Below are 9,948 nucleotides of genomic sequence, written 5' to 3'. Positions count from 1 at the left end.
ACGGCTGGTTCTAACCGCTTAGATTATTTTTATACGCCGCTATGATTGCAAGTTCAGCTACAAAAACACAGATTTTGAGTTTTCACACAGTCTGGACCGGAAAAAATCGTCACCGGAGGCAAATCCGTTCGGCAGCAGGTAGCGGACGTCATTGTTGACCAGAGTGTACGGAATTACCAAGTGGGGCGGCGAGCCGTCAAGCCAGTAAGGCAGGTCATCGTTATAGGCGTCCGAACTGTACAGCAATTCGCCCGTCTCGCGCACCAGGCGGCGGGTATTGCAACTGCCTCGTCCGGTATACCAGCCTACGGGTCTGAGGCCGCAGTGCCGCTCAATGGTTTCAATCGTCAGCACAATATGGCGGCGTTCTTCGTCTTCAGGAATGTTGCGGTAATCCAGCCAGCGGTACCCGTGTCCGGCAACTTCGTGTCCGGCCTCGGCGAGCACACGGCCGATTTCGGGGTTGAGTTCCAGTGCCCTGCCCGCGGCAAAGGCTGTCAGTGTCAGTTCGCGTTCGCTGAACAGGCGCAGAATACGCCACACACCGGCACGCGATCCGTATTCGTACATACTCTCGACGCTCAAGTCGCGTTCATTTGCCCGAGACGCCCGCCCCGGCAATTCGTGCAGATAGGCTTCCGAGCAGGTGTCGCCGTTAAGAATGCACGATTCCGCGCCTTCCTCGACGTTAAGCACAAACTGGACCGCGACGCGTGCATTGTCTGGCCACCGGGGATGCGGAGGATGGATGCCATAGCCGATTAAATCGCGTGCATTCATTAACCCAGCTCGAAAGTTGTGACCCCAAAGATATGTTCATGCGCCAATGCGGGAGCCGGGCCCAGATACATTCGCGCGCAGCCGAACACTTCGATCATACTGTGTTGTTCTGCGAATGCAATTGCAGCGGGGTTGTTTTCCGGCGCATCGAGATAGAGCGGGCCGCCCGCGGCAAATGCTGCCAGACGGGCGTAAAGGGCTTCGGCAATATGGCTGTCATTCGCGAACAGCGGGCCGATTTTGAAGCCTTCCAGACAACGCCGCACAACACCATAACCGGCAAATTTTCCATCGTGCAGACATCCCAGAGCAAGCGCATCCGGCTGGTTGACCCAGACTTGCAGAAAAGCTGTGCGCGACGCAGGGAAACATGTGCGGTCAAAAGCCAGCACCTGATCAAGCGGCACCGATGCCAGCGGGACGATCTCTGCTTTATCGTTCAGCACGGTTGGGTAATGTTCAGGTATTTCGGCACGAAATCGAATGTCACGATGCGAGAAAACAAAACCGCCTTTGGCATAGTAATCCTGCATTGCAAAGACGCCGTCCAGGCCGATACTCGCACCAGGGCGCAAACGGGCGAGCAGCCGGTTGCGGCGGGCATGCCAGAGGATGTTGCCAAAACCCCGGCCCCGGTATTCGGGCAGGATGACAAAAAAGCCCATAAATCCGAATTCATCCCGATACGCCGTGATGGCGCCGCCGCCGATCAGCCTGCCGTCGTATTCGGCAGCGATAAAAGCCTCCGAATCGGCCGCCCAGAAGAGCCCGGCATCGTGCAGGCCCGGATTCCAGCCTTCATTGGCAGCCCACTCGATCAATATGTCTACTTCGGGCCGTGTCATGCTTCGAATGATCAGTTTGTCCGCCATGTCGATCCTTTCAGGACGTGTTGATGGTTAGTCAGACACTTTCGCGATCTGCAGGTTCTAGTATAACGAATGCATGATTTATTTTCCGGGATTCAAGAATAACAATCTGTACTACCCGGGTCATGCCATACTTTTCATTCATTCACAGGTTCCTGTAGACTATTCAGTGAATATGCTTTGTTTGAGTCGAGGATTGCGCAGTACACTGTAGACTGGCGATTCTTGTTTGTTGGAGTAACAGGAAGGAGGAAGACGCTTATGAAAGTAACCTACGATGCCAACACCTGCATTCATGCAGGTAACTGTGTGAACAGCCTGCCAGCGGTATTCAAAGTTGTCGACGGCCAATTCATGATTGATCAGGCAGGCGCAAGCGATGCTGAAATCCGCCAGACAGTGGCCGACTGTCCGTCGGGCGCGCTGCAAATCATCGAAACCGATACGCCGGGATAAGCCGCGCAGGCGTGCCCCAGAGCTCTATGACAGGAATTATGTGAATGTCCGACCGGCATGAATGCGCTGTCAATCCACCTCTTTATTGCCCGCCGCCGGTCTGGCATTTCTCAATAGTGACAGATATTTTTCCGCCAGTTCCGGTTTCCAGTCTTTAAACGACTCCAGGGCCTGAATGGCAGAAGGAATCAAAACGCTATGCCTCAAAGCCAGCGTTGTAATCGACGCAAAAGCCGCATCGGAAGACGATGTGCCGACCCATGAATGCAATAGCGCAGAAGTGGCGATTTTTTCCCGCAGGGCTCGATAGTCGAAATTAGTATCAAGCGGTTCAATGTGGAGTTTTTCCAACAATGTTTCCGCTACTTCCTTGGAATAGACCGGATCTCTTCTTCTACCGGTAGCGACTTCCAGGATGTCCGTAAAATGCGTAAATAACCGAATATCGGTTTCCGCACGGGTGCTTTCGGCCAGATGTTGCTCCGCCCTGAGTTTCAGCCGGTATTCCTTCAACGCGAGCCATATACCGGCAGATGTTGAAATGATGCCGGCAAATGATGCGATGGGAATCAGCCAGTCTTTGATATCGTTTGGATCCATATTTCCTTTTTCTGCGGTGATCATACCGGGCACGTCTCCAATAGGAATGTAACCGCTTATTAATACTCAACGCTTTTCAATATATCTGCGCGCGCCTCTGTTACGGATTGTACCAATTTGTGATTCTGTGCGGTATGGCCGGCGCAGGCAGCGGCGGTCAGGCAGCAATTTTTTTTTGTGAGCATGTTGCGCTGATTCGTGGATTTACTGGCTGAAAAGCAGTATACGGTCTGACTGCAGGGCACCGTGTCAGAGTGTCGGTATTATTTACAAATCAAAAATATGAAAAAATGGCTGTTTGGTTAACTTTATGAATTTTAGGCAAGAACTGTAAGCAGGCACGATATTTGCTTAAGTGTAATTGTACTGTGTACATTTAAGTTTGATTTATAAACGAACAATAAATAAGAGGTGTTTATTATGAAAAAAACAACCAAAAGTGCCCTGGTAGCAATACCGTTGCTGATGAGTTCTTCTTTTGCTTCAGCCGTACTGGTTGACGCGGAATTATCGCTGGTCATCGATGTATCGGGTAGCGTGAGTGGCAGCGAGTACAACCTGATGATGGATGGGTACGCCAATGCTTTTCGTGATCCCGTCGTCCAAAACAATATCCTGACCAACGGTTCCAATGGCGCAATAGCCGTGAATGCGATATTCTTTGCGTCAAGCGCATTTACCACCAGCCTGGATTCCTACACGCTGCTGAATTCTGTTGCCAGTATCAACGCATTTGCCAATACGCTGGACAATTTCGGGCGTCCTGGCAGTGGTGGTACAAACATTTCAGCCGGGATGAATAAATCGTTATCCACGTTGACCGGGAATAACGGCTTTGAAAGCACCAACCTGATCATGGATGTGTCGGGTGACGGTACTTCAAGCATAAGCTCTACCCGGGCGGCACGGAACGCAGCCGCAGCTGCAGGTGTTACAGTCAACGGGATCACTATCGGTTCGCAAGGCATTAATACTTTTTATGATAACAATGTGATCACCAATGACGGGTTCGCACTGCATGCGACCAATTTTGCCACTTTCGAGGACGGCGTTAAGCAAAAATTGCGTATAGAAACACAGACAAATCCGGTACCTGTGCCTGCGACATTGACGCTGCTCGGTCTGGGGCTGTTTTCGATGGTGGCAATGCGCCGCAGCCGTAAAGAAAGTTAAGCGGTCGGTTAGCTGATAGTGCGCGAGGAAGAGTACAGAAACTTCGGCACGTTCAGCTCTAGATATAGTAGCGCCGGGGACAGCATATTTTTAGCCAGATAAATACGCTGTCCCAATACTTTATGTACTTTTCTATTGAACTGGCACCTTAAACTGCATCCCACCTTCATCCATATTTCGCTGCTGAGAAAATAAACATCATGTCTTGTAAAATGTTGTTTTCAACGTTGGCGCTGATTGGTGTTTCGCTTTGTATACGTACATGCAGTTGCAGAAATTCTGGCAAGCTCGTTGGCAATGACCCGAAGGTTTTCTGGTTTGGACAGCCTGTGGCCCGCTTCATCGATCAATAAGACGCGTGTGTCGGGGCCTTTGAAGGCGGTTGCCGTATCACGGGCTTTTTTCCACGACACATCGGCATCCTGCTTGCCGTGAATCAGCACCAACGGGACCTGTATTTCGTGCACTTTGTCCAGAACGGCCTGCCGTTCTCCATCCTCCAGAAGGGCGCGAGTGACGATATACGGGGTTTCTGCATAGGCGCTTGGCAGTTCCAGATATCCGTTACGCGTCAGTGACGCGCGTTCCGGTGATGTCATCCGGTTTTTGATATCCCGCGTGAAATCGGGGGCCGCTGCTATGCCGATTACTCCTTTGACCTGCACAAGTCGTTCAAGCAACAGACGCAGAGCGATCCAACCTCCCATGGAGGAGCCGACCAGAACGACACCACGCTGGGCGAAGACATGGTCGATGATGTCGACTGCATCCTGTTTCCACGATCCGACCGTGCCTTGCTCGAATACGCCGCTGGAACTACCGTGACCGCCATAATCAAAACGCAGGTAAGACTGGCCGCTTTGAGCACAGATCTGCTCCAGAAAGCGCGCTTTGGTTCCATTCATATCGGATCGGAATCCGCCCAGAAACACGATGCCGGGTGAAGTGTCTCGATCCGTTTTTCCGGGCGTGAAACAGTAGGCGATACGGGTGCCGTGGGGAGAGTCGTAGTAAGACAGGGACATGTCGTTTTTTTCGGCAGTGTTTTTTTTCAACCGGACTGAAGTTTACAGGGCGACAACGAAACAGGACAAGCCTGTATGCACTGACACTGTTTCTGTTTGCGGCGTATTTTTGATGTTCAAAAACGAGAACCGGGTTGTTTGAGAAACGTAATTTCTTCGGCAGTCGAGCCCCGGCCAAGTATTCGATTTCGGTGCGGATAACGGCCGAAACGATCGATAATTCCCTTGTGACGCAGTTCGAAAGTATAGCTTTTATCAGGTGTGAACGTGCGAAAGAGTGCTTTCGCCTGATGATGGATGAATCTGGATTCGCTATGCATATAGGGCATGAGCAGGAAACTGCATTCGACTGGCGAGAGTGTTTGCTGCGTATTGCAGGCGATAGCTTCCTGGGCCAGTACAAGCGCCATCGGGTCCTGTGCGAATGCGCATGGCGTGTTTCGATAGATATTGCGTGAGAATTGGTCGAGAATGATGATTTCCGCAAGTCTGCCATGTGCGTGGCACCTCCAGTTCGATAATTCACACTGTGAAGCCCGCTGGTGCAAGTTAAGAAATCGCGTGCGAATCAACCCGTCGAAAGCAGGTTTCGCCGACCACCACATTGCTTGATCGATCTCATCGAACCAGAAATTTAATACTTCATTGAACATTAACAGGTTCCGCAGGACTGAACAGTTGTTGAAAGCCGGCAGCAAGGCGGGTGCCGTAATGCCCCATCATACATGATCGCGTGATTGCAGGAACCGGCATAACTTCGACCTGAAGCTGGTACGGCTGGTTGTCGCGGTTGACGTTGACAGCTATACAAATATGACAGCGGCACGATCGAATCATTCAGGCGGTCTGTTTGAATATACCTTGATTATCTGTTAGGGTGGTCGCGGAGCAGGTCTACAATAAAAACCGTTTCAGTTGTTGGCAGGCTCGGTAAATTTTAAATTAAACATAGGAGTTATGCATGCATAATAAATGGACGATCAGTATAGTCGCGGCTTGTATCTTCAGCATTCTTTGCTTCACGCCCGCCATTGCCGAGGATCAGGCGGGAGCTGGAGCAGTTTCGGCCACGTACAGTAATGAAGAACTCAAGTCTTTTATTATGGCAAATGCGGAGCTGTATCAGTTGCAACAGCAGGCTTTCACTCAACTACAGGGTATTGACTCTGATCAGCAAAAGCAGGAAGTGCTGGAGACTGCCAATAAACAGATGTTGCTTGTGCTTCAGCAGGTTGGGCTGACTGCTGATGAGTACAATGCTATGGGTCAGACTATCCAGTCGGATGTGCAACTGCAGGAGAGAGTCCAGACGATCGCGTCTGACCTGTTCAAGCAGCCAGGGCAGCAATAAGCCGGTACAGTCCGCAATTTTATCAGCCAGAAAATTATCGGGCAGTACCGGTCGAATGGTTATACTGTTCGATAATTCAGGCATGTTTTATTCCATTCCAGCTTCAGCGCACTAATTGTCAGCGCTCATCAGCCGGTTTGTTATCGATCGAATTCGAAGTAGGCAATTGAACCCGGGTTATGCGGTGCTTTCTGGCGGGCATTTGTCATTTGCCGGGTCGCAGTTGCTGCCTTTGAGTTCTATTTCCAGCGTGGAATAGTCTATTTCAAATGGGTCATACAGACGCTGTCTGAGTATTGTCTTAATGTGCTCAATATCCGGTAAAGTACAGCTGCTTGATGACCACGTGTGCTTCCAGTGCGCTGTGGTGTTCGTCAAGCTGCCAGATATGGACATGGTGAACACTTTCCGCGCCGTCGACGTTTTCCATTTCGGAAATGGCGCCTGAAATTGAAAGCTGTACCGGTGTTTCTTCCATCAGCTGATGAATGGTTTTGGGCAGCATTGTAATATTCTGTCATAACACATAGCACGCAATGATCAGCGTCAGTACCGTGTCCGTCCAATACCAGCCATACAGCAGTATCAGCGTGCCGGCGACGATAACGGCGGTCAAAGCCAGCACAACGGAGTCATTATGTAATAAAGCCGATTTGATGTTCATGCTCTTTTTTGGCATGCTATACGTCAGCACAGCGGTGCTGATATCCGCAACAAGAATTCCCCGCTACAATAATGACCGTCCAGCCCTCGTTACCTCGGGCCTTTTCAAACACCAGAGCGCTTCATAGACCAGATAGAGCCCGACAATGATCAGCGTGTGACCAGATTGAGATTGATGAGTGCGGCGATTACTTCGGCGCGTTTGTAGCCGAATGTTTTGTGTTCATCCGCCGGCTTGCGTCCGATTTTACGAGCAACAAGCGCGATACCGAACGATGCGACATCGCTCAGGTTGTGGAGCGCGTCGTCAATCAGTGACAGACTGCCTGAGGGGATATCGCCGATAATCTCTACAAGCGTCAGCAGTTCATTGACCGAAACAGCAATGAGCAGTCGGCCGTCACCCAGATTTTCTGTGCCATGATCATGTCCCATAAGCAAACAATCAGATAAACAGGGTATATGATATTCAACGAACGCTGCTGCGAAGGCTTCGGGGAGTAGCAGATCGTGTTCGGCACAGTGATGGCCAGTCTCGTGGTATGTTGTTGAAATATCCGTTTCCAGATTCCGTTGTTGCGCTATTGCCAACGATACACTGCAATATTGAGGCATAACAGTTAAACTGTCTCCGTGTGTTTGCAGATGCCTCGCATGGCTGGTCATTGCCGGCTGCTGACCGTGTTTTACTATAAAATTATTTACAGCAATAAGTGTGAAATAATTCAGATGGCAATCAAATGATGCAGAAGAACTCAGTGATGACGATGATCTTGCAATTTTTGCCTCAGGCAAATCAGTCGTAGTCCGACCATCGAGACAAACAAATGTTTAATATTTCTGTTTTAAGGTTTGAGGAAACTATCGTATGGCGTCTATTTTAAAAACCGGCTGGAATTGCTGGCGCATTGAGCAGGTTGACAGGTTGCGCTTTCTCATCGATGGCGCTGATTATTTTGCTACCTTGCGCGCGGCCATGAAGAAAGCGCAGCACACGATTTATATATTAAGCTGGGATATTAACAGTCAGTTGAAACTGGTACGCGATGCGGGTGACGACGGTTACCCGGAAAAACTGGGCGAGTTTCTCGACACGCTGACGGACAAGAACCGGAATCTTCACATATATATTTTGAACTGGGATTTTGCCATGATATACAGTGTGGGTCGCGAGTGGTTCCCCATTTATCAACTGGAATGGAAAACGAATCCCCGAGTGCATTTCTGCCTGGATGATTACCAGCCTGCTGGGGCTTCACAACATCAGAAAGCCGTGATTATCGACGATACGCTTGCGTTCGTCGGTGGACTGGACCTCACCCTTGGGCGGTGGGATACGCCGGACCATGACCCGGGCAACCCGAAAAGAGACGGTGCCGACAGCACCGTTTTCAGACCATTTCACGATGTCCAGCTGATGCTGGAAGGGGACGCGGCTGCAGCCTTTGCCGAACTGTTTCGTGAGCGCTGGAAATGGGTGGTACATGAAGATTTGCCAGTTGTCGATAACAGCGGAACGGATAGCGAAAAACCAACGGATATCTGGCCTGAAAATACACCTGTCGACATATCGAACGTTACGGCGGGCCTGGCCCGGACCAGCTGTGCTTTCAAACAGCAGGATGAAGTACGCGAAATACTCAATTGTTATCTGGATGCAATCGACTCGGCAAGACGATATATTTACATTGAAAATCAGTATTTTACCGTGCCTTCGATTGCAGAGGCGATGCAGCGCAGCCTGGAAAAACCCCAGGGGCCTGAAATTGTGATTGTGCAGCCGAGGGAGACCGATGGCTGGCTGGCGCGAATGACGATGGACGTGTTGCGAATACGATTGATCGAGCATTTACAGGCGCATGACAAACACGATCGCCTGAGAGTTTATTATCCCGATGGCCCCGGTCTGGCTGAGTTTCCTATCAATGTGCATGCAAAAATCCTGGTTGTTGATGACAGACTGGTCGCTGTCGGTTCAGCCAACCTGAACAACCGGTCAATGAGCTTGGACAATGAATGCATGATTATCATCGACGCCGAATCCGATGACAGCCTGAGACAAAGCGTATCCGCTTTTCGTAATCGCCTGCTCGCGGAGCACTTGTCATGTTCGCCTGAACGCATGCATGATACGTTGAGTCAGACGGATTCGCTGATCGCTGCCATCGAAAAACTGACCGATAACCGTGACAGACATCTGGAAAAGCTGCCGATGGATCTGGCGAAGGACGTGGACCAGGTTGTTCCTGACACAGAGATTGCCGATCCGGAGGAACCACTGGAACCGGAGCTTTTCGTAAACCGGATTCTGCCGGAAGCACCCGAGAAATCGGTTAAATCGAGAATATCGAACTGGTTATGGATGATCGGGACGCTAACGGTACTGTCTGCGTTATGGCACTGGACGCCGTTGAGCAGCTGGATTGATCTGCAGCCAGTATCGAGCGCATTGGCCGCGATTCGGGGAGTTCCTGCATTGCCGGTATGGATAGTGGCCGGATTTGTACTGATAGGGTGCACCCGACTGCCAATTTCGCTGTTCGTCGTCATGGCTGTAGCATTGACCGGGTTGATGCAGGGGTTTGTCTGCTCACTGGTGGGTGGCCTGCTCAGTGCATTCCTTGTTTACTATGCCGGTTTGCGTATGAGCAGGAGCTCGGTTCGCAAACTGGCAGGATCGAAACTCAACAGTATCAGTAACAAGCTTGCACAGCATGGTGTAATCAGTGTTGTGGCTGTTCGCATTATCCCCGCGGCTCCTTTTTCATTGACTAACCTGGTCGCCGGCGCTTCGCATTTCAATTTACGCGATTTTCTTGCCGGCACGGCGGTTGGCATGATCCCGGGACTGTTCATTGTCTCGCTCATTACAGAACGTGCGCTCGCATCGATTGCGCAACCGTCGCCGGAGAATCTGGCCGGGCTTACGCTGACTGTCGCCATGGCCTTTACCGCCGCGTACTTTCTGATGAGCTGGATCAGACGCAAAACGCGCGATCCTGAGAAGCATAGGGACCATTCGTAACAAAAT

General features: G+C 50.7%; 12 protein-coding genes. 4 read left to right on the top strand and 8 right to left on the bottom strand.

Annotated features, from left to right (window positions below; all coding sequences use genetic code 11):
• Positions 1–57: 57 nt before the first annotated feature.
• Together BMX44_RS12545 and BMX44_RS12540 are read right to left on the bottom strand one after the other, a co-directional pair.
• A complete protein-coding gene (locus tag BMX44_RS12545) occupies positions 58–570 on the bottom strand; it encodes a polysaccharide deacetylase family protein (RefSeq protein WP_218143966.1) in 513 nt (170 codons plus the stop codon).
• Positions 571–779: 209 nt separating this feature from the next.
• Positions 780–1,652 carry a GNAT family N-acetyltransferase gene (locus BMX44_RS12540; protein ID WP_090633578.1) on the bottom strand — a complete coding sequence of 291 codons (873 nt, stop codon included), beginning with the start codon at positions 1,650–1,652 and terminating at the stop codon, positions 780–782.
• A 258-nt stretch (positions 1,653–1,910) separates the two neighbouring features.
• On the opposite strand from BMX44_RS12540, the gene BMX44_RS12535 reads away from it, so the two are divergent.
• The gene (locus BMX44_RS12535; protein ID WP_090633576.1) at positions 1,911–2,105 is read left to right on the top strand and encodes a (4Fe-4S)-binding protein; all 195 of its coding nucleotides are present in this window, start codon (positions 1,911–1,913) and stop codon (positions 2,103–2,105) included.
• A gap of 69 nt (positions 2,106–2,174) precedes the next feature.
• On the opposite strand, the gene BMX44_RS12530 is transcribed toward BMX44_RS12535, so the two are convergent.
• Complete coding sequence (locus tag BMX44_RS12530; RefSeq protein ID WP_090633574.1) at positions 2,175–2,729, bottom strand: hypothetical protein; 555 nt, start codon at positions 2,727–2,729, stop codon at positions 2,175–2,177.
• A 396-nt stretch (positions 2,730–3,125) separates the two neighbouring features.
• On the opposite strand from BMX44_RS12530, the gene BMX44_RS12525 reads away from it, so the two are divergent.
• Positions 3,126–3,878 (top strand): DUF1194 domain-containing protein, encoded by a 753-nt coding sequence (locus BMX44_RS12525; protein ID WP_090633572.1) that lies wholly within the window; start codon positions 3,126–3,128, stop codon positions 3,876–3,878.
• A gap of 221 nt (positions 3,879–4,099) precedes the next feature.
• Here the strand turns inward: BMX44_RS12525 and BMX44_RS12520 are convergent, their stop codons facing one another.
• Positions 4,100–4,933, bottom strand: coding sequence for an alpha/beta hydrolase (locus BMX44_RS12520; protein ID WP_090633570.1), 834 nt, complete (start codon positions 4,931–4,933; stop codon positions 4,100–4,102).
• An 86-nt stretch (positions 4,934–5,019) separates the two neighbouring features.
• Positions 5,020–5,556, bottom strand: a complete 537-nt coding sequence (locus BMX44_RS12515; RefSeq protein WP_090633567.1) for a DUF924 family protein — start codon at positions 5,554–5,556, stop codon at positions 5,020–5,022.
• 308 nt (positions 5,557–5,864) lie between these two features.
• Here BMX44_RS12515 and BMX44_RS12505 point away from each other — a divergent pair, with 308 nt between their 5' ends.
• The gene (locus tag BMX44_RS12505; protein WP_090633563.1) at positions 5,865–6,254 is read left to right on the top strand and encodes a DUF4168 domain-containing protein; all 390 of its coding nucleotides are present in this window, start codon (positions 5,865–5,867) and stop codon (positions 6,252–6,254) included.
• Between the two features lie 310 nt (positions 6,255–6,564).
• On the opposite strand, the gene BMX44_RS17290 is transcribed toward BMX44_RS12505, so the two are convergent.
• The 3 genes from BMX44_RS17290 to BMX44_RS17280 form a co-directional block, all read right to left on the bottom strand.
• Positions 6,565–6,759, bottom strand: coding sequence for a hypothetical protein (locus BMX44_RS17290; RefSeq protein ID WP_245738923.1), 195 nt, complete (start codon positions 6,757–6,759; stop codon positions 6,565–6,567).
• A 12-nt stretch (positions 6,760–6,771) separates the two neighbouring features.
• Complete coding sequence (locus BMX44_RS17285) at positions 6,772–6,948, bottom strand: cation efflux transmembrane domain-containing protein (protein ID WP_483869868.1); 177 nt, start codon at positions 6,946–6,948, stop codon at positions 6,772–6,774.
• 119 nt (positions 6,949–7,067) lie between these two features.
• Entirely contained in the window at positions 7,068–7,583 is a 516-nt protein-coding gene (locus tag BMX44_RS17280) for a cation diffusion facilitator family transporter (RefSeq protein WP_245738921.1), read from the bottom strand.
• A 202-nt stretch (positions 7,584–7,785) separates the two neighbouring features.
• On the opposite strand from BMX44_RS17280, the gene BMX44_RS12495 reads away from it, so the two are divergent.
• Complete coding sequence (locus BMX44_RS12495) at positions 7,786–9,942, top strand: VTT domain-containing protein (protein ID WP_090633561.1); 2,157 nt, start codon at positions 7,786–7,788, stop codon at positions 9,940–9,942.
• Positions 9,943–9,948: the final 6 nt, after the last annotated feature.

The sequence above is a fragment of the Nitrosomonas marina genome, from assembly GCF_900110145.1.
GTDB classification, from domain to species: domain Bacteria; phylum Pseudomonadota; class Gammaproteobacteria; order Burkholderiales; family Nitrosomonadaceae; genus Nitrosomonas; species Nitrosomonas marina.
Note: the sequence above shows the minus strand (reverse complement) of the source record. Positions and strands in the feature narration are given on the sequence as shown.

What these genes read in the sequence shown, in the direction of transcription:
- BMX44_RS12545 (WP_218143966.1), bottom strand. Translation starts at nt 570, where the DNA reads ATGTACGAATACGGATCGCGTGCCGGTGTGTGGCGTATTCTGCGCCTG.
- BMX44_RS12530 (WP_090633574.1), bottom strand. Translation starts at nt 2,729, where the DNA reads ATGATCACCGCAGAAAAAGGAAATATGGATCCAAACGATATCAAAGAC.
- BMX44_RS12525 (WP_090633572.1), top strand. Translation starts at nt 3,126, where the DNA reads ATGAAAAAAACAACCAAAAGTGCCCTGGTAGCAATACCGTTGCTGATG.
- BMX44_RS17290 (WP_245738923.1), bottom strand. Translation starts at nt 6,759, where the DNA reads ATGCTGCCCAAAACCATTCATCAGCTGATGGAAGAAACACCGGTACAG.
- BMX44_RS12505 (WP_090633563.1), top strand. Translation starts at nt 5,865, where the DNA reads ATGCATAATAAATGGACGATCAGTATAGTCGCGGCTTGTATCTTCAGC.
- BMX44_RS12535 (WP_090633576.1), top strand. Translation starts at nt 1,911, where the DNA reads ATGAAAGTAACCTACGATGCCAACACCTGCATTCATGCAGGTAACTGT.
- BMX44_RS12540 (WP_090633578.1), bottom strand. Translation starts at nt 1,652, where the DNA reads ATGGCGGACAAACTGATCATTCGAAGCATGACACGGCCCGAAGTAGAC.
- BMX44_RS17280 (WP_245738921.1), bottom strand. Translation starts at nt 7,583, where the DNA reads ATGACCAGCCATGCGAGGCATCTGCAAACACACGGAGACAGTTTAACT.
- BMX44_RS12515 (WP_090633567.1), bottom strand. Translation starts at nt 5,556, where the DNA reads ATGTTCAATGAAGTATTAAATTTCTGGTTCGATGAGATCGATCAAGCA.
- BMX44_RS12495 (WP_090633561.1), top strand. Translation starts at nt 7,786, where the DNA reads ATGGCGTCTATTTTAAAAACCGGCTGGAATTGCTGGCGCATTGAGCAG.